This window comes from Stutzerimonas tianxiuensis, from assembly GCF_053470365.1.
Window position 1 is genome coordinate 389,502 of sequence record NZ_JBPVWS010000001.1, and the last position, 18,665, is coordinate 408,166.

At 63.6% G+C, this 18,665-nt stretch carries 13 protein-coding genes; 6 read left to right on the top strand and 7 right to left on the bottom strand.

The features are described from left to right. Positions 1-189: 189 nt before the first annotated feature. From selO to ACSSNI_RS01660, 5 genes are all read right to left on the bottom strand, one after another. A complete protein-coding gene (gene selO / locus ACSSNI_RS01640; protein ID WP_448258894.1) occupies positions 190-1,650 on the bottom strand; it encodes a protein adenylyltransferase SelO in 1,461 nt (486 codons plus the stop codon). A gap of 81 nt (positions 1,651-1,731) precedes the next feature. After that, on the bottom strand, positions 1,732-5,034 hold the full coding sequence (gene mscK, locus ACSSNI_RS01645) for a mechanosensitive channel MscK (protein ID WP_448258896.1): 3,303 nt from the start codon (positions 5,032-5,034) through the stop codon (positions 1,732-1,734). A gap of 108 nt (positions 5,035-5,142) precedes the next feature. Continuing rightward, positions 5,143-6,888, bottom strand: coding sequence for a potassium/proton antiporter (locus ACSSNI_RS01650; RefSeq protein WP_148925389.1), 1,746 nt, complete (start codon positions 6,886-6,888; stop codon positions 5,143-5,145). A 194-nt stretch (positions 6,889-7,082) separates the two neighbouring features. After that, positions 7,083-8,885, bottom strand: coding sequence for an acyl-CoA dehydrogenase (locus tag ACSSNI_RS01655; RefSeq protein WP_448258898.1), 1,803 nt, complete (start codon positions 8,883-8,885; stop codon positions 7,083-7,085). Positions 8,886-9,004: 119 nt separating this feature from the next. Next, the gene (locus tag ACSSNI_RS01660) at positions 9,005-9,910 is read right to left on the bottom strand and encodes a polyprenyl synthetase family protein (RefSeq protein WP_448258900.1); all 906 of its coding nucleotides are present in this window, start codon (positions 9,908-9,910) and stop codon (positions 9,005-9,007) included. Between the two features lie 118 nt (positions 9,911-10,028). Between ACSSNI_RS01660 and fni the strand changes: the two genes are divergently transcribed. The 5 genes from fni to ACSSNI_RS01685 are packed head-to-tail and all read left to right on the top strand — an operon-like array spanning position 10,029 to position 16,001. Beyond that, positions 10,029-11,078 (top strand): type 2 isopentenyl-diphosphate Delta-isomerase, encoded by a 1,050-nt coding sequence (gene fni / locus ACSSNI_RS01665; RefSeq protein ID WP_448258902.1) that lies wholly within the window; start codon positions 10,029-10,031, stop codon positions 11,076-11,078. Positions 11,079-11,124: 46 nt separating this feature from the next. Then, on the top strand, positions 11,125-12,414 hold the full coding sequence (locus ACSSNI_RS01670; protein ID WP_448258904.1) for a glycosyltransferase: 1,290 nt from the start codon (positions 11,125-11,127) through the stop codon (positions 12,412-12,414). After that, positions 12,407-13,573, top strand: a complete 1,167-nt coding sequence (crtY, locus tag ACSSNI_RS01675) for a lycopene beta-cyclase CrtY (RefSeq protein ID WP_448258906.1) — start codon at positions 12,407-12,409, stop codon at positions 13,571-13,573. Before ACSSNI_RS01670 ends, crtY begins: the two co-directional genes overlap by 8 nt. Next, positions 13,570-15,072, top strand: coding sequence for a phytoene desaturase (locus tag ACSSNI_RS01680; protein ID WP_148925383.1), 1,503 nt, complete (start codon positions 13,570-13,572; stop codon positions 15,070-15,072). The genes crtY and ACSSNI_RS01680 overlap by 4 nt, the downstream gene beginning before the upstream one ends. Then, positions 15,069-16,001 (top strand): phytoene/squalene synthase family protein, encoded by a 933-nt coding sequence (locus tag ACSSNI_RS01685; protein WP_448258909.1) that lies wholly within the window; start codon positions 15,069-15,071, stop codon positions 15,999-16,001. Before ACSSNI_RS01680 ends, ACSSNI_RS01685 begins: the two co-directional genes overlap by 4 nt. Here ACSSNI_RS01685 and ACSSNI_RS01690 read toward each other — a convergent pair. Both ACSSNI_RS01690 and ACSSNI_RS01695 read right to left on the bottom strand, forming a co-directional pair. Continuing rightward, complete coding sequence (locus ACSSNI_RS01690) at positions 15,955-16,488, bottom strand: sterol desaturase family protein (RefSeq protein WP_448258911.1); 534 nt, start codon at positions 16,486-16,488, stop codon at positions 15,955-15,957. The genes ACSSNI_RS01685 and ACSSNI_RS01690 overlap by 47 nt on opposite strands. A 93-nt stretch (positions 16,489-16,581) precedes the next feature. After that, positions 16,582-17,625: an NAD(P)H-dependent flavin oxidoreductase gene (locus ACSSNI_RS01695; protein WP_448258913.1), complete on the bottom strand. Its 1,044-nt coding sequence runs from the start codon at positions 17,623-17,625 to the stop codon at positions 16,582-16,584. 146 nt (positions 17,626-17,771) lie between these two features. Between ACSSNI_RS01695 and ACSSNI_RS01700 the strand changes: the two genes are divergently transcribed. After that, positions 17,772-18,611: a 23S rRNA (adenine(2030)-N(6))-methyltransferase RlmJ gene (locus ACSSNI_RS01700; RefSeq protein WP_448258915.1), complete on the top strand. Its 840-nt coding sequence runs from the start codon at positions 17,772-17,774 to the stop codon at positions 18,609-18,611. The last annotated feature ends 54 nt before the right edge of the window (positions 18,612-18,665 follow it).

The window sequence follows — 18,665 nt, forward strand, 5'->3', positions numbered from 1 at the left end:
CTTAGGTGTGCGGCTGCGGTCGGTTTCGTCTTGAGTGGGGGACGGCTCACATTTAGCTGGGCAACTTTCTGCCGAGCGCTGCGCAAGGTTTGGCGCAAGTGCGCTCAAGCCCTGCGATTGTGCGCCTTGCAGCTGGGGTAGCCAGGTTCAGCGGTTAAACAATGCGCAGCATATTGCGCAGTCCCGGACTCAGGATGAGCAGCTGATTTCCAGGTGCTTGCCCCACTCCGGAGGACGCTCAGCGTAGCGCTCCATGCCTGGCTGCTCGTCGAAGGGGCGGCTTAGCACCTGATGCAGCTCTTGCACAGGGCCGTAATCACCTGCCTCGGCGGCCTCGATTGCCTGTTGCGCGAGATAGTTGCGCAGGATGTATTTCGGGTTGGCGGCGCGCATGCGCGCCCGGCGTGCTTCGTGATTGTTGCCTTCGCGTTCGCTACGTTGGGTGTAAGTAGCGGCCCAATCGTCGAATGCTTTGATGTCGATGAAATCCTCGCGCAGCCGCGCGAGGGCCAGCTCTGCCGGGTTGTCGCCGAGTTCGCGGAAGAAGCGCGTGTAGTCGATGGCGCTGCTCTGCATCAATTGCAGCAAGCGCTGAATCAACTCTTTGTCGCTGTCCTCGGCGGTCTGCAAGCCCAGCCGCTTGCGCATCAGATCGAGCCACGCTGCTTCGTAGATCGGCAGGAACAGATCCATGGTTGCGCGCAGTTGTTCGATGGCGATAAAGGGCGTCAGTGCCTGCGCCAGCGCGGCGAGATTCCAGTGCGCAATCGGCACCTGATTCTCGTAGGAATACCGACCGGCGTGGTCGGAATGATTGCAGATGAAGCGCGCATCGAAGTCATCGAGAAAGGCGTAGGGCCCGAAGTCGAACGTGATGCCGAGGATGGACATGTTGTCCGTGTTCATCACGCCGTGGCAGAAGCCGTACGCCTGCCATCTGGCGACCATCTCGGCGGTGCGCTCCAGCACTTCACGGAAGAAGGCGTGGTAAGGCTCCGGGTGCTCCAGGCATTCGGAGAAGTGGCTCTCGACAACATGATCTAGCAGCTTCTTCAGCTCGTCGTGCTGCTTGGTGTAGTAGAAGAATTCGAAATGGCCGAAGCGCACATGGCTGGGCGCGAGGCGCATCAGCATCGCGCCGCGCTCTTGGCGCTCACGGTAGACCGGCGTATCCGAACCGGTCACGCAGAGCGCGCGGGAACTGGGAATGCCCAGCGCATGCAGGTGCTCACTGGCCAGGAATTCGCGAATCGATGAACGCAGCACAGCACGGCCATCACCCATGCGGGAATAGGGCGTCATGCCGGCGCCTTTAAGGTGCAGATCCCAGTGTTCACCGGCCTCGTTGACCACTTCACCGAGCAGCAGGCCACGTCCATCACCCAGCTGCGGGTTGTAGCTGCCGAACTGGTGGCCGGAATAGACCATCGCCCGCGGCTGCGCCGTGGCCCAGAGCTTGTGGCCTGAGAACAGCTCGGTGAACAGCGGATCGTCGCGGCTGGGTGGGTCGAGATCGAGCAAGCCCATCGCGGCTTCGCTGGCGACCACAAGTCGCGGCTCTACCAGCGGCTGGGGTGTGACCTCGGTGGAGAACACGTCTCCAAGGCGGGCGAAGCGATTGTCGAACTGCAGCTCGGTAAGCGTTTTCACAGCGGCTCCGGCAATGTGCGGGTCGGCGCCCGGTTACGGGCGCGCTCAGGTTTTGGAGTGCCAGGCCGCCGTTGATGTTCCTCAGGACTGGCTGTCGGCTGGCGGCGCGCTTGGCTTGTCGTCAGGTTGATTCAACCGCGGCGCTGTACCCAGCTGCAGCACTTTGCCGTCAAGGTTCTTCAGGAACACATCGACCTGACGGAACGCGATATTGATCCCCGCCTTGGAAAACTCGCGGTCGAGATAGCGGTTGATCTCGTCGGTTGCCGGGTTGCGGTCGCCAAGGTCGCGTACGTGGATACGCAACTCGTGATCCAGCGTGCTTTCGCCGAAGTTGAGGAACAGGACCAGTGGCTCCGGGTCCTTGAGTACTCGCGGGTTTTCCTGGGCGGCTTTGTAGAGCAGTTTCCTGGCCAGATCCAGATCCGAACCATAGGCCACGCCGACCTTGATCGTCACGCGGGTAACGGTGTCGCTCAGCGACCAGTTCACCAGTTGGCCGGTGATGAAGGTCTTGTTCGGAACAATGATGTCTTTGCGGTCGAAGTCGGTGATGGTGGTGGCGCGGATACGTATGCGGCTGACCGTACCCGACAGGTTGCCGATGGTCACCACGTCGCCGATCCGTACCGGGCGTTCGAAGAGGATGATCAGGCCGGAAATGAAGTTGGCGAAGATCTCCTGCATGCCGAAGCCGAGGCCCACAGAAAGCGCAGCCACCAGCCACTGCAATTTGTCCCAGCTGACGCCAAGGGTCGACAGCGTGGATACGATGCCGATACCGGCCAGCAGGTACGACAGCAGGGTCGTAGTGGCATAGGCGCTGCCCTGCGCCAGATGCATTTTCGACAGCACCAGCACTTCCAGAAGTCCCGGCAGATTGCGTGCCACCGCTATCGTAATGGCGACGATCAGCAGGGCGCCGAGCAAGTTGTTCAGCGTGATCGCGTTGGTGGTGGCCGCATCGCCCGTGCCACTGACGAATTCGTAGAGCACCACATTATCCAGGTACGAGACGACACTGATCAGGTCGGCCCAGACCCAGTAGAGCACCACAAAGAACAGGCCGAACATCGCCAGTCGTGTGAGGCGCAGCGACTGCTGGTTGACCTGCTCGATATCCAGCGCGGTGTCGCCGGTTGACTCGCTGTTGTCCATCGCCTCGTCGGTCTGGGTTTCGCGCTTTGACAGCGCCCGCTGATAGGCGAGGCGTCGTGCGGCCACAGTCAGGCCGCGGATCAGCGTCGCTTCGATGACGATCCAGGCCAGCAGCAGATACAAGGTGTCGATCAAGCGACCTGTCAGTTTCAAGGCCGTGTAGTAATAGCCGAAACCCACCACCAGGATCAGCGCCAGGGGCAACACGCTGAACAGCAGGCCGATGAAACGCCGCACCGGCGGCGCGTTCTGGCTCGACGGGCCCTTGCGCAGCAGGCGCATCAGGCGCCAGCTCATCAGCGCAAAACAGACCAGCACCACAACGATGCCGACCACGTCGTCGACCAGGCCGGCCGGCTGATGCTCGGCAATTGCCACCACGGCCACCAGCGCCATGACCACCAGGCCCAGCCGCCGGATTTCGTTGCGCAGGAAGGCCACCTGCGGCCGGAACCAGCCGAAGTGCGCCTCGGCGACGCGATTGGGCGAGAGCATGCGGTAGGCGCTGTAGAACACCAGCCAGGCCTGGGCCATTTGATAGAACGCGGCACCCAGGCTGATGTTCTGCCCGCGTCCGTCCATCTGCAGCAGATAGCCGCACAGGGCGAGGAAGAGGGCCCCCGGCAATGCCAGCAGCAGGTTCAAGAGCAGTGCCAAGGGCGTGTGTAGCTGGCTGTCATGGCGGAAATGACCGATGTCAGCGCTTAACGAGTCGAGCTTGGCGTTGATCGCGTTGCGGCGCCAGAGCAGCACTCCGATCAGCAGCAGTAGCGGCACGAAGAACAACGGCCGCTCGATCAGACCGGCGCCCAGCGCACCGAATGCCGAGCCCCACGGCATGGCGCGTAACTGGCGATCGAGCAGCGTCGGCACGCTTTTGAACCAGTCCAGGTCCAGCGGGCGGTTGCTGGGAATCCAGAACATCTGCTCGTCCAGTGTGTTGCGCAAGGCTTCTGCCTTGCTCTGTAGCTGGCGCTGATTCAGCTGCAGCGTGATCGATTCGCTGAGCAGGGCGTTCAGCGAGTGGTTGAGCCTATCAAGCAGCTCGCTGCGGGTGCGAACCAGCTCCAGCAGCGCACTGCGCAGCTCAGGCGTCACCTCGCCAGGGGGTTGGTTGGCGAGTTGCTGCTCGACATAGTCCTCGACGTTGCCCGCGGTTTCACGGCGCTGGTTCAGTTCGAACTGGTAGAGGCGAATGTCAGCGATTTCATCGGCGAGGTCCTTGTCCAGCGTCAGCTGCGGCAGGGCCTGCTTCTGTTGATAAAGAATCTTCGACAGCAGCAGGCTGCCCTCAAGCACGGCGATCTGCTCTTCCAGCGCCTGATCGGCCTGGTTGAGCGTGTCGAGCTGCTGTCGGGTCTGCAGGTTTAGCTGGGTCAGGTCATTGAGCCGCTCGGTGGCGCGTAGCAGGTAGCCAGACAGGCGCTTGTTCTCGGCGCTTTCGGCTGGCAGCAGCTTGTCGGAGCCGGCCTTCTCGGCTTTCAGTGAAAACTCGGCAACCGTTTGTTCGGATTCCTCGCGACGCTTGTCGTTGATGGCCGCCTGCAGCGCCATGGTTTCGCGCTCGGCGCGGGTGATGCGTTCGGACAGCAGGTCGCGGCGGGCGATGCCCAGGTCCTGCAGCAGGCTGTTGCCGGCCAGCTCGTTGCGGCGCAGGTCGATCTGGGCGTTGAGCGCGGACTTCTCCGCGGCAAGCAGTTCGCGGCGTTCATCACTCAGCGGCTTGCCGCCTTCACGGCCGGTCTTGAGCAGATTGTTGATCTCGTCGATCCGTGTCTGCGATTTGCTGATGTCGGCCTGGGCGCGCTCGGGGCGGGTTTGCGCGCTGATGATCATGCTGTTGGCGGCGGTCAGAGCCGTTTGCCAAGTCGATAGCTCCTCGACGCGTTCGGCCAGGCGCTGCTCCAGGGCCGGGACCTTCAGCTTGGCCAGCCTGTCGGCCAGGTCGCTGGTGTCGATGCCTTTGAGTTTGCTCAGCGCCCGCTGGGACTCGACAATTTCCTTCGGCGCACTGGCCAGTTCGGCCTTCAGTTCGGTCAACCGTTGTTGTGCGGTAGCGGCCTGCTCGGCAAGGCGTTGGGCGCGCTCGTCCGCGCTCGGCTGTGCGGGTTTCGCCTCCTCGGCAGCCGGCTTGCTGCCGGTCAGCCCGGGGATGGACTGGGCGAAGGTCGAAGCGGGAGCGAAGGCGAGCAAGGTCGCGAGCAACAGGGTACGCAAGGGTGCCATGAACGTTATCGAGTGAAGAAAAGAGTGCGGAGTCTAAGGGCTGCAGGAGGCCGAGGCGAGCCCATAGATCGGAACGCTCTGGCGCGGGGCTTTGCGCTCGTTCAGCGATCAGAAATGCAGCGAGGGACCTGGTTTGTTGCCCTCGGGAAACTTCAAGCCGACCTTGCGCACCCGGCCGTGCTCCATGGTCGCGATGGTCCAGGTCAGGCCATTCCATTCGATCTGATCGCCGGTGACCGGCTTGCCACCGACGCGCTCGGCCATGAATTCCCCGATCGTCTGGTCGCCGGCGACATCCCCGAGTTTCAAACCGTACAGCGCCGCAAGGGCGCTCATTTCGGCCTCGCTTTCGAGGATGAAGTCACCAAAGAAGCGCATGTCTCGCCCGCGCTGTGGCGCCTCGCTGAACAGTTTGCCGAGCGCCGGCAGGTCTTCTTCGTGGCCGATGACACAGAGAATGTCGTCCACCTGCAAGCGGGTGCTGCCGGAGGGGTGCAGCAGGGCCTTGCCGCGGAACAGCGCGGCGATGCGTGTACCGGTGGGCATCTTCAACTCACGCAGTGCGGCGCCGATGCACCACTTCTTGGCGGTCAGGCGATAGATGAACATTTCCCACTGGCTGGTGGTGTGAATCTGCAACCCGGCGCGGGAGATCGGCAGTGGCGAGGGCGGCACCTCGACCTTGGCCTTCTTCGCCGCCCAGGTCAGCGTGGTGCCTTGAAGCAGCAGCGAAACCAGCACGATGAAGAACGCCACGTTGAAGAACAGTTGAGCGTTTTCCAACCCGGCCATCAGCGGAAAGACCGCGAGGATCACCGGCACTGCGCCGCGCAGGCCGATCCATGAAATGAACAGGCGCTCGCGCAAGTGGAAGCTGCGAAACGGTGCCAGGCCGATGAACACGGCCAATGGGCGGGCAAACAGGATCATCCACAGCGACAAGCCCAGTGCCGGCAGGGCGATGGGCAGCAGCTCGCTGGGTGTGAGTAGCAGGCCGAGCACAAGGAACATGCCGATCTGGCTGAGCCAGGCGAGGCCGTCGAACATGTGCAGAATGCCGTGGCGGTTGCGGATCGGCCGGTTGCCCAACAGCAGGCCGCAGACATAGACGGCGAGAATGCCGCTGCCGCCGATGGCGCCGGACAGCGCGTAGATCATGATGCCGCCGGCCACCGCCAGCAGCGGATAAAGACCGTCCGCCACCGAGAGACGGTTGATCAGGTGCAGCAACAGCCAGCCGCCGGACAGCCCGAGGAGGGTGCCGATGCCGAATTGTTGCAAGAGGCTGAGGAAGAAGCCCCAGCCGAACCCGGTCTGACCGGATGCGAGCATGTCGATCAGCGCGACGGTCAGAAACATGGCCATCGGATCGTTGCTGCCCGACTCGATTTCCAGTGTCGAACCGACCCGTTCGTTGAGCCCCCGGCCGTTGAGCAGGTTGAACACCACAGCAGCGTCGGTGGAGCCCACGATGGCACCGATCAACAGCCCCTGCATCAGCGGCAGATCGAACAGCCAGGCCGCGGCCAGGCCGGTCAGGCCGGAAGTCACCACGACACCTGCAGTCGCCAGCGAAAAGGCTGGCCAGAGCGCGACGCGGAAGGTGGCGGCGCGGGTGCGCATACCGCCGTCGAGCAGGATGATCGCGAGCGCCAGATTGCTGATCAGAAAGGCCAGTGAGTAGTCGTCGAAGACGATGCCGCCGATACCGTCGACGCCTGCGAGCATGCCGACCGCGAGAAAGATGACAAGGATGGGCACGCCAAGTCGCGTCGACAGAGAGCTCATCAGGATGCTCGCCGCAACCAACAGGGCACCGACAAAGAACAGTTGGTTGATATGGCCGATATCCAAACGCGCTCTCCGAAGGTCAGTGCTGGCAAGCATGCAGGCTGCATGCCAGCGATTCTAACCCGCGGTTTTGACGTGCTGTCAAAAAAGCCCGGCAGAGCGACGGGCGTTTCGAAGAGGGCGCAGTGCCGCTGCTAGGCGGCAGGCGAGTGGTGAGAGGCCGGCACGCGCCACCGCAGCGCGTGCCGGGTGCCCGGTTAGAACCAGTCTTCCTGCATGGTCAGGCAGGTGTCGTCACGATTGGCCAGCAGATCCAGGTCGTGATGGCAGCTGGGCACTTCCCAGGTCAGGAAATAACGAGCTGCCTGGAGTTTGCCCCGGTAGAAATCGACGTCCGCCTCGTTGCCTTTCGCCAGGCCTTGTTCGGCGCGGATCGCCTGTTCCAGCCAGCGCCAGCCGATCACGGCGTGACCGAAGACCTTGAGATACAGCGCAGAGTTGGCCAGCGCCTGGTTAATCTTGCCCGCCATCAGGTCGCCGAGCAGGGCCTGGGTGACCTCGGTCAGGCGCGCCAGGAGTTGCTCCAGCGGCTGACGCAGCGCATCCAGCGACCTGAACTCGCCGGCGCGCTTGCAGGTGCCTTGGATCAGGCCGAGCAACTGACGCAGCCCTGCGCCACCGTTCTGCGTCAGCTTGCGTGCCAGCAGATCGAGCGACTGGATGCCGTGGGTGCCTTCGTGAATCGGGTTGAGGCGGTTGTCGCGGTAGTACTGTTCGACCGGGTATTCACGGGTGTAACCGTGGCCGCCGAGAATCTGGATCGCCATCTCGTTTGCCTTGAGGCAGAACTCCGATGGCCAGGATTTGACGATGGGCGTCAGCAGGTCCAGCAGTTCGTGGGCATTCTTGCGCTCTTCCTCGGTTGCCGCAGTCTGCTCTTCGTCGACGATGCGCGCGGCATAGAGGCCAAGATCAAAGGATCCTTCGACATAGGCTTTCTGCATCAGCAACATGCGCTTGATGTCAGTGTGCTGAATGATCGGCACCTGTGCCGACGCTGGATTCTTGCCATCCGGCAGACGGCCTTGCGGACGCTCACGGGCGTAGTTGAGCGAGTACAGGTAGCCGGCGTAGCCGAGCATGATCGCGCCCATGCCGACGCCGATGCGCGCGTCGTTCATCATCTGGAACATGTACGACAAGCCCTTGTGCGGCTCGCCCACCAGATAGCCGACGCACTCGCCGTTGTCGCCGAAGTTCAGCGCGGTAGAAGTGGTGCCGCGCCAGCCCATCTTGTGGAACAGCCCGGCGAGGATCACGTCGTTACGCTTGCCGAGGCTGCCGTCGTCATTGACCAGGAACTTGGGCACGATGAACAGGCTGATGCCTTTTACGCCGGGCGGAGCGTCCGGCAGCTTGGCCAGCACCATATGCACGATGTTTTCTGACAGCGGATGGTCGCCGCCGGAAATGAAGATCTTGTTGCCTTTCAAGCGATAGCTGCCGTCACCGGCCGGCTCGGCGCGGGTGCGCAGGTCGGACAGGGAAGAGCCGGCGTGCGGCTCGGTCAGCGCCATTGTGCCGAAGAAACGGCCTTCGAGCATCGGCTGGAGGAAGCGCTGCTTCTGCTCGTCACTGCCGAACACTTCGATCAGGTGCGAGGCGCCCATGGTCAGCATCGGGTAGGAAGAGGTGCCGATGTTGGCCGACTGGAAGTGGGCAAAGCAGGCACGTGACAGGAGGTTCGGCAACTGCATGCCGCCATCGTCGAAGCTGCGCGAGGCGTTGTGGAAACCGGCCTCGATGAACGCATCGACGGCAGGCTTCACTTCCGGGATCAGTACGGCTTCGCCGTCCTTGTAGATCGGTTCGTTCTCGTCGGCCTTGCGGTTGTGCGGGGCGAAGAGGTTCTCGGCGATGCTGCGGGCGGTGTCGATGGCCGCGTCGAAGGTTTCGCGGCTGTGGTCGGCAAAGCGTTCGCGCTGGGTCAGGCCTTCTGCGTCCAGTACTTCGTAGAGTTCGAACGCAAGGTTACGCGGGCAGAGCAGAGTCTCGGGCATGGAAAATCCTCCGTTTACATGCAATCGAGTCTAAGGAGGCGACGAGACGGCTGCCTAGCACCATACATTCGAGTGATGGGTCGACACAGCAGCCTCTTCTAGGGCTTGCCCCAGCGGGCTCAGTGTGGCCTTGCGCAGAAATATTCGAGTAACTGGGCGAGGTGACCATTACCGATGTCTGCGTCGATCAGGTGCTGCTCGGCCCGTGCCAGGTGCTCTTCGACATGCTGGCGAGCCGCCTCGGGACCGAGCAGGGCAACCACAGTGCTTTTGCCGGCGTCTTTGCCGGAGTCCTTGCCGATCTGTTGCGGGCTGAGCCCGTCGGACAGGTCATCCAGCAGCTGGAAGGCCAACCCAAGCTCGGTGGCAAAACCGGTTAGATGGCGCATCTGGCTGGCGCTGGCGCCGGCCAGTAACGCAGCGGACTCCACTGCTGCCGTGAATAGCGGGCAGGTCTTCAGGCGATTGGTGTGGGCGATGGCTTCCAGTGGGCGGGCGCGCTGTCCCTCGCGCAGGTCGTGAAACTGGCCGCGAACCAGGCCCTGCGCACCGGTGGCTTGCGACAGCAGGCGCACCAGTTGATTACGTGTCGACGCGTCGATGCCGGCCGTCGAGGCCGCTATGCTGAAGGCTTGGCTGAGCAGTGCGACCGACCCAAGGACCGCGACATCCTCGCCGAACTGGCGGTGGATGGTCGGCCGGCCGCGGCGCAGCTCGGCGTTGTCCATGCACGGCATGTCATCAAGAAACAGTGACGCGGCATGCACCATTTCCAGGGCGCAAGCCAGGTCTAGTCCGGCATCGGACGCCGTCGTTTCCTGCTGCAGATCCTTGAGGGTCAACAGCAGCAGCAATGGGCGGACTCGTTTGCCCGGCGCGAGGGTGCCTTCGCGCATGGCCGTGGCGATTGCGTCCAGCGGGGGGGCTAGCGGTAGCCATTGGCCTAGCCGCTCGTCCACCTGTGCACGCAGCGTACTGACTGTCGCTTCGAAGTCGTGTTGCGTGTCTGGCAAAGCGATGGCCATGACGACCTCCTGTATCGTTTTTCGTTAGATATCGTGACAATACCTGTACAGAGTGTATAAGTCTTGGCACTTTTAATGACCACTACCGTCCACATAAGGTCATCAAACGAGGCGCTGCATGACTAAAGAAACTATTGCGGAACGTAAGAATGACCATCTGGACATCGTTCTCGACCCGCATCGCGCCTGTTCCGCGGTAGATCCGGGCTACGCCGCCTTGACCTTCGAGCACTGCGCGGTTCCGGAGTTGCGTCTGGATGACATCGATATTCGCGCCTCGTTGTTTGGCCGGACCCTTTCGGCCCCATTGCTGATCAGCTCGATGACGGGCGGCGCGGCACGGGCCACGCAGATCAATCGAAACCTGGCAGAGGCGGCGCAGGTGCTTGGCATTGCGCTGGCGGTTGGCTCACAACGAATCGCGCTGGAAACTGATGCGGATCAGGGGCTGACACGGCAGCTACGCGAACTCGCGCCCTCGATCCCATTGCTCGGCAATCTCGGAGCCGCCCAGCTGGTCGCCGGTTACGGGTTGGACGAGGCGCAGCGAGCCGTCGACATGATTGAGGCCGATGCGCTGATCATTCACCTCAACCCGCTGCAGGAAGCGGTGCAGGTCGGCGGCGATCGCAACTGGCAAGGTGTGTACGCAGCGCTCGAAGCGTTGGCCTCGCGCTTGCCGGTGCCGTTGGTGGCAAAGGAGGTCGGTGCGGGTATCTCGCCGAGCGTGGCGCAGCGACTGCTCGATGCGGGTGTGTCGGTGATCGACGTTGCTGGTGCCGGGGGCACCAGCTGGGCAGCGGTGGAGGCTGAACGCACCCTGGACCCGCAACAGCGCGCCATCGCCAAGGCATTTACCGGCTGGGGCATACCCAGCGCGCAGGCGATCTCGAACGTTCGCCGCGCCTGCCCGGACGCGCAGCTCATCGCGTCAGGCGGCATTCGTAACGGTATTGACGCCGCCAAGGCAATTCGCCTCGGCGCCAACCTGGTGGGCCAGGCCGCCGGTGTGCTGGACGCGGCGCTGATCGGTCCGGACGCTGTGGTCGCACATTTCCATGTGTTGATCGAGCAGCTGCGCATCGCCTGCTTCTGCACCGGTTCGGCCAGTCTGGCGGCGCTGGCCAAGGCGCCGCTGCTGGCACCCTTCGATCCCTCGAAGCTGTGATGCAGCGGCACGACTGCCAACCAGCTGACCGACGAGGTTCGCTTCAATGACTCATTTCGCCGTAATCGGGCCGGCGTTTCACAGCCATGTGCGGGCCATGGAGGCGGTCGCCGGTGAGCTGCTGGCACGCGGTCACCGGGTGACGGTCGTTCAGCAGGCCGATGTTGCCGCAATGCTGCGCGACCCTCGCTTGGGCTTCGCTCAAGTCGGCGCGGGCTCGCATCCGCCAGGCTCGCTCCAGGCGGTAATCGACCGGGCCGCGCGGCCTGGCGGGCCATGGGGCATACGCCGCGTGATTGCCGATATGGCCTCAGCAACTGATATGTACTGCCGAGAAGCGCCAGCTGTGCTTCGCGCCATCGGCGCAGACTGCATAATCGCCGATCAGATGGAGCCGGCCGGTGGGCTTGTGGCCGAGCATCTCGGGCTGCCGTTCGTGTCGGTGGCCTGTGCAGTGCCGGTCAATCGCGAAGCGCTGGTGCCGCTGCCGGTCATGCCCTGGCGCTATCGTGCGACGCCTTGGGGCGAGCAGCTGAACTTGCACAGCAGTGGTGTCTATGACCGCGCCATGCAAGCGCACGCCGCGGTCATCGCACGCCATGCGGCCGCGTTTGGCCTGCCGCCTCGCCAACGCCTCGATGAATGCTTGTCGCCGCTGCTGCAGCTGAGCCAGACAACCCCCGGTTTCGATTTTCCGCGTACCGCGCTGCCCGAACATTTCCACGGCATCGGCCCGCTGCGTTCGGCGCTGAGTGACGAGCCACCGATGGATATTCCGGTCGCGCCCGGCAGGCCATTCGTATTCGCCTCGCTGGGCACCCTGCAGGGCGATCGCTTCGGCCTGTTCCGGCGCATCGCTGCAGCCTGTAGCGAGCTGGATGTGCAGCTCTTGATCGCCCACTGTGGTCGTCTGGATGCGTCGCAAGAGCGACGGCTGCTCAAGGCAGGCGCCAGCTGGGTCACCGATTTCGCGCCGCAGCGTGCGGTGCTGGCGCGAGCGGATGCCGTGATTACCCATGCCGGGCTCAACACCGTGCTCGACGCGCTAGAAGCAGGGGTGCCAAGCCTTGCGTTGCCGATTGCTTTCGATCAGCCCGGAGTGGCTGCTCGGTTGGTGCATGCCGGCGTGGGCTTGAAACTCGACCCGCGCTTGGCCAGTCGTCGACGCATTGTGCAGGGGCTGCGGCGACTGTTACGCGAGCCCGGCTTTGCCGAGCGTGCGACGGAGCTGGGCGCCGAGGTACGCACGGCCGGCGGGGCGCCGCGGGCCGCGCAATTGATCGAGGCGGCGCTCGACGCTGAGGCACCGGCCTTGCAGAGGGCAGAACATGGCTGATGCGGACCTGATCCTGGTCGGTGGCGGTCTGGCCAATGGGCTGCTGGCCCTGCGCTTGCGGCAGGCGCGTCCGGATTTGCGGTTGTTGATTATCGAGCAGGGTGAAACCCTCGGCGGCAACCATACCTGGTCCTTTCACGAGCACGACCTGATGCCAGTCCAGCAGGCCTGGCTGGAGCCGCTGGTGGGCAATCGCTGGCCTGGCTATGAAGTGATTTTCCCGGATCTGCAGCGCCGGCTGGGCAGTGGCTACGCCAGCATTTTTTCTGATCGATTTCATCGGCTGCTGATGTCGGAACTGGCAGACGGGGTGCGCCTGAACACCACCGTCACCCGGGCAGAGCCGCGCCAGGTGCGACTGGGTTGCGGCGATGTTCTGCGCGCCGGGGCGGTGATTGACGGGCGCGGCGTGCGCCGGACCGATCAGCTGGCGCTGGGCTTCCAGAAGTTTCTCGGGCAGGAGCTGCGCCTGCATGAGCCGCATGGCTTGCAGGAGCCGATCATCATGGACGCCAGCGTCGCCCAGCAGGATGGCTACCGGTTCGTCTACGTGTTGCCGCTCAGCGCCGACACCCTCCTGATTGAGGACACGTATTACGCCGACGGCGATGCCGTTGCGCCGGGCACCTTGCGAGACAACATCCGGCGCTATGCCGAGGCGCGCGACTGGCGCATCGCCGAGATGCTGCGCGAAGAGCAGGGCGTGTTACCCATCGTGCTGTCCGGTGACCTGCCGGCGTTCTGGGATGAGGCGCGCGGCGTGCCGCAGACGGGCCTGTCCGCCGCCCTGTTCCACCCCACCACTGGCTATTCCCTGCCTGATGCGGTGCGTCTGGCCGATCATCTGGTCGCGCTGGACCGCTGGGATGCCGACAGCCTGTTCGCGGCGATTCGCGACTATTCGATGCTGCAGTGGCGGCAGCGCGGATTCTTCCGCCTGCTCAATCGCATGCTGTTCATGGCTGGGCCGGCGGATCGACGCTGGGCGGTCATGCAGCGCTTCTACGGTTTGCGGGAATCGCTGATCCAGCGCTTCTACGCAGCAGACCTGACCACCTGGGACCGCTTGCGCATCGTCTCGGGCAAACCTCCCGTGCCGGTGGGCGAAGCGCTGCGTGCGCTGGCCGCCGGCAATCTGCACCACAAGGAAAAGCAATGAACGAGGCAACTGGCGTTGTGAAGCGGGCGGTGGTGATTGGGGCCGGTTTCGGCGGACTGGCGCTGGCGATTCGGCTACAACGTGCCGGCATCCAGACCACGGTGCTGGAAAAGCGCGACAAGCCGGGCGGCCGCGCCTACGTCTATCACGACCAGGGCTTCACCTTCGATGCGGGGCCGACGGTCATCACCGATCCGCCTGCGCTGGAAGAACTCTTCACCGGCGCCGGCAAGCGCATGGCCGACTACGTCGAACTGCTGCCGGTCAGCCCCTTCTATCGGCTGTGCTGGGAAGATGGCTACAGCTTCGACTACGTCAACGACCAGGCCGAGCTGGACAAACAGATCCATGCGCTGAACCCGAAGGATGTTGCCGGCTACCAGCGCTTTCTCGCCTATTCACGTGCGGTGTACGAGGAGGGCTACGTCAAGCTCGGCACCGTGCCCTTCCTGTCGTTCCGCAGCATGATTGGCGTCGCGCCGCAGCTGGCCAAGCTGCAGGCCTGGCGCAACGTGTACAGCATGGTGTCGAGCTTCGTGGAGAACGAACGCCTTCGCCAGGCGTTGTCATTCCACTCGCTGTTGGTGGGCGGCAACCCGTTCGAGACCTCCTCCATCTATGCGTTGATCCACGCGCTGGAGCGGCAGGGGGGCGTCTGGTTTCCACGCGGTGGCACTGGCGCGCTGGTGCAGGGCATGGTCAGGCTGTTCGAAGACCTGGGCGGCAAGCTGGAACTGAACGCCGAGGTCGCGAGCATCGAACTTTCCGGTGGGCTGGCAAGGACAGTGGTCACCTGGGACGGGCGCCGCTTCGTCACGGATGCGGTGGCTTCGAATGCCGATGTGGTGAATACCTACAAGCAGCTGCTCGGACATGAACAGCGTGGTCGCGACGAAGCCAAACGGCTTTCCGGCAAGCGCTTTTCCATGTCGTTGTTCGTAATTCATTTCGGCCTCAAGCGCCGTCACGAACATCTGCAGCACCACACGGTGTGCTTCGGGCCGCGCTACCGCGAACTGATCGATGAGATTTTCAAGCGCGAGACCCTGGCTGACGACTTCTCGCTCTACCTGCACGCGCCATGCGTCACCGACCCCTCGCTGGCGCCGGAAGGTTGTGCCAGTCATTACGTTCTGGCGCCGGTGCCGCACCTGGGCACGGCCGACATCGACTGGGCCGTGGAGGGGCCAAAGTACCGCGACCGCATCTTCGAATACCTCGAACGTCACTACATTCCCGGGCTGCGCGAGGATTTGGTCACGCACAGGATCTTCACCCCGTTCGATTTTCGCGACGAGCTCAACGCCCATCTCGGCTCGGCGTTTTCGCTGGAGCCGATCCTCACCCAGAGCGCCTGGTTTCGCACGCACAACCGTGATGACGTGATTCCCAACCTCTACATCGTCGGTGCCGGCACGCATCCCGGCGCGGGTGTGCCGGGCGTGGTGGGTTCGGCCAAGGCCACGGCCGGCCTGATGCTGGAGGATCTTTCCGGATGAACGATCAGGTGATTGATCACTCGACTCAGGCGATCAACGTCGGCTCCAAGAGTTTTGCAGCGGCGGCCAAGTTGTTCGACGAGCGCACCCGTCAGAGCGCGGTGATGCTTTATGCCTGGTGCCGGCATTGCGACGACGTGATCGATGGCCAGACCCTCGGGCACGGCCAGGTCGAAGGTGACCGTTCCACCGGAGAAGCGCGCCTGGCCGAGCTGGAGGACCTGACCGAGCGCGCTTATGCCGGCGAGCCCATGCAGGATCCGGCTTTTGCTGCGTTTCAGCAGGTCATCCAACGTCATCGGATTCCTCTGGAATATCCGTTGGAGCATCTGGCGGGCTTCCGCATGGATGTGCAGGACTACCGCTATCAGACCCTCGACGACACGCTGCTGTACTGCTACCGCGTCGCCGGAGTGGTGGGCTTGATGATGGCGAAGGTGATGGGCGCCGAAGCGGAGGCGACGCTGGACCGGGCCTGCGACCTAGGGCTGGCGTTCCAGCTGACCAATATTGCGCGCGATATCGTCGAGGATGCGGAGATTGGTCGCGTCTATCTGCCGGCCGACTGGCTCAGGGAAGCAGGTATCTCGGCTGACGCGATTGGCCTGCCATACAGCCGGCCTGCACTGGCGCTGCTGGCGGCCCGTCTGGTCGATCTAGCCGAGCCTTACTACCTGTCGGCCTCGCAGGGGTTGCGCGACCTGCCATTGCGTTCGGCCTGGTCCATTGCTACGGCGCACGGCGTTTATCGGCAGATTGGTGTGGAAGTGAAAGCGCGAGGCGCTGCGGCCTGGGACACGCGTGTATCGACGACCAGCGCGCAGAAACTGCAGTTTCTCCTCGGCGGTGGTGTGCTGGCGTTGGCTTCGCGTCGGATGCAACTCACGCCGCGTCCTGATTCCCTCTGGACACGTCCGCGTCGGGCTTAGCGTTTGTCTTGCGCAGCGGCCCGTCATGCAGCTCGCGCAGCTGCTGCTTGAGCACCGGCAGCGGCGGCGCATAAAGGAATCCAAAGGACACGCAGCGCTCTTTCCCTTCAACGGCATGGTGCATGCGGTGCGCCTGATAGAGACGCTTTAGGTAGCCATTGCGGGGTACGAAGCGCAGCGGCCAGCGGTGATGCACCAGCCCGTCATGGGCGACGAAGTAGAGAAAGCCATAGGCCGTCATCCCGGCGCCGATCCATTCCAGCGGGCCGTAGCCCGCCGTGCCTAGCGCGATCAGCAGGATCGCAACCCCGGCGAAGACCACCGCATACAGATCGTTCTTCTCGAACCAGCCGGTGCGCGGCTCATGGTGTGACTTGTGCCAGCCCCAGCCCCAGCCATGCATCACGTACTTGTGCGCCCACCAGGCAAACAGCTCCATGCCGGCCAGGGTGGCTAGAAATACCAGTGTGTTAGTCAGCACGGTCATATCCGATCCGTTCATCTGCAGGTCGCGCCAGTTTACGCGCTACGTCGCCGTAATGGACCCAGCTCCGACGCCTGGCGCCGCCCTGATTGTCGCCTAACTTTTCCATCCGGATGCAAGCGCTTCGGTCAGCTGTGCCGCCGGGATCGGCTGACAACCGCTGACGTTCTGCCCGGCCCACAGCGGTGAGAAGTGATCAAGGCCTTGAGGCTCAGCAGCGGCGCGCAAACTGCCGATAGCATTGCCTGCCAGCGGAAACGCCGGCACGGCGTCTGGCCGTCCGCCCAGTTCGCGGATGAGGCGATTGACGATGCCCCGCGCGGGCCGGCCAGAGAACAAGGTGGTCAGTACGGTATGCTCGGCAGACGGGCTCTGCAAAGCCTGGCGGTGCAGCGGACTGGCACGGCTTTCGTCGCACAGCAGATAAGCGGTGCCGACCTGCACCCCCGCTGCGCCAAGCGCCTGTGCGGCGGATACGCAGCGGGCACTCGCAACCCCGCCGGCCGCGATCACCGGCACGTCCAGCGCGGCAACCAGCTGCGGCAGCAAGGCAAAGGTGCCGAGCTGCCCATTGACGTCTTCGCTGAGAAACATGCCGCGATGCCCGCCCGCTTCAACGCCTTGGGCAATCACCGCATCGACGCCTTGCGCCTGCAGCCAGCGGCCTTCTTCCAAAGTCGTGGCGCTGGAGAGGATCTTCGCGCCGGTCGCTTTGACACGCTGAAGCAGGTCTGGCGCTGGCAGGCCGAAGTGGAAGCTGACCACCGGCGGACGATGCCGCTCCACCACTTCCGCCATTGCAGCATCGAACGGCTTGCGGGTTGCGCCGCTGGGGATGCTCGTCGGGTCGATGGCGAGTTCTTTCAAGTAAGGCGCCAGCGCTGCCAGCCAGGCCTCGGTTCGTGCGGCGTCGTCGGCAGGCGTCTGATGACAGAAGAAGTTCACGTTGTAGGGTTTGCGCGTCAGTGCTGCGATAGCGGCCAGCTCGGCATCAAGCGCCTCTGCATTGAGCATGCCGGCTGGGACCGAACCCAGCCCGCCGGCGTCGGATACTGCTGCTGCGAGCTGATGGTCCTGCGAGCCGGCCATCGGTGCCTGAATGATGGGCAAGCTGATCTCGAAGAGGGTGCGGATATCCATCGGAATTCCTTTGAACGGCTGGGCGAGACTGCTGACTGTATCAGCCGTTTGTCGTGGATTCGCCTCTCAGGTTGCGTCTCAGCTTAGCGAGGCCCTGCGAATCGCCGCGCTGCGCGGTTAGACTGTGCGCACTTCAGGAGTGCCCGATGAACTACCGCCACGCTTTCCATGCCGGCAATCATGCCGACGTCTTCAAACACCTCGTATTGTCCCGTCTGTTCGCCATGCTGGCTCGCAAGGAGGCGCCGTTCGCCTATCTCGACAGCCACGCGGGCGTCGGCCTGTATGACCTCGCAGGTGACCAGGCCAGCCGCACCGGCGAATGGCTGCAGGGCATTGCCCGCCTGTGGCAGGCAGAGGATTTGCCGGCTATGGCGCAGGGCTATCTGGACGTGATCCGGGCACTCAATCCTGACGGCGCGCTGCGTTACTACCCCGGCTCGCCGGAGCTGGCGCGTCAGCTGACGCGCCAGCAGGATCACCTGCAGCTCAACGAGAAACATCCGGAAGACGGCCGCCTGCTGAAAGACAACATGGCTGGTGATCGCCGCGTGGCGGTGCACCTGGGAGAGGGATGGCACGTGCCACGCGCCTTGATGCCGACCGCCGAAAAGCGCGTTGTCCTGCTGATCGATCCGCCTTTCGAGCAGGCCGACGAGCTGAGCCGCTGCGTGTCAGCGCTGAAAGAAGCGCTGGGGCGTATGCGCCAGACCATCGGCGTGATCTGGTACCCGATCAAGGATGAGCGTCAGCTCAAGCGGTTCTATCAGGACCTGTCACGCAGCGGCGCACCTAAATTGCTGCGCGCTGAGCTGTACGTGCACCCCACTGATGAGGCGCTGCGCCTGAACGGCTCCGGCCTTGCGATCAGCAATCCGCCGTGGGGGCTGGAAGAGGAACTGCGCGAGCTGCTGCCCTGGCTGGCCAAGCTGCTCGGCCAGAGCGAGGGTGGCTGGCGGCTGGATTGGTTGATCGAAGAGGCCTGATGCAGCGTGATCCACCCTACGAAACGGTGTCTGTAGGGTGGGCTTCAGCCCACC